This is a genomic window from Flagellimonas flava (genome assembly GCF_050617915.1).
Taxonomy (GTDB): domain Bacteria; phylum Bacteroidota; class Bacteroidia; order Flavobacteriales; family Flavobacteriaceae; genus Flagellimonas; species Flagellimonas flava_A.
Genome location: NZ_JBODQE010000235.1, coordinates 1 through 230 on the forward strand (window position 1 = coordinate 1; position 230 = coordinate 230).

The following is a 230-nucleotide window of genomic DNA, read 5'->3' on the forward strand; positions in this document are numbered from 1 at the left end:
CTTCAAGAACAAAATCGGCATGGGTGGGATAACCCAAAAGATTGGCCCGTTTATGACGGAGGGGCACAATTTGCAGTACATTTTCCTGATTGTCCAAGTCATCCCCATGAAACCCCTTGCTCCCAAAGCCCAGCGATAGCTCTTTACGCAATTCCCTATTATCCGCATATGTCATGAATGGGATGTAACTCGGATAGTCCAAAGTGATCACCCAGCCGTCCTTATCCTTG

1 protein-coding gene is annotated in these 230 nt (G+C 47.4%); it reads right to left on the reverse strand.

Annotated features, from left to right (window positions below):
* A partial coding sequence (locus tag ACRHOZ_RS21670; RefSeq protein WP_431130494.1) for a M3 family metallopeptidase occupies positions 1-230 on the reverse strand: 230 nt, incomplete at both ends.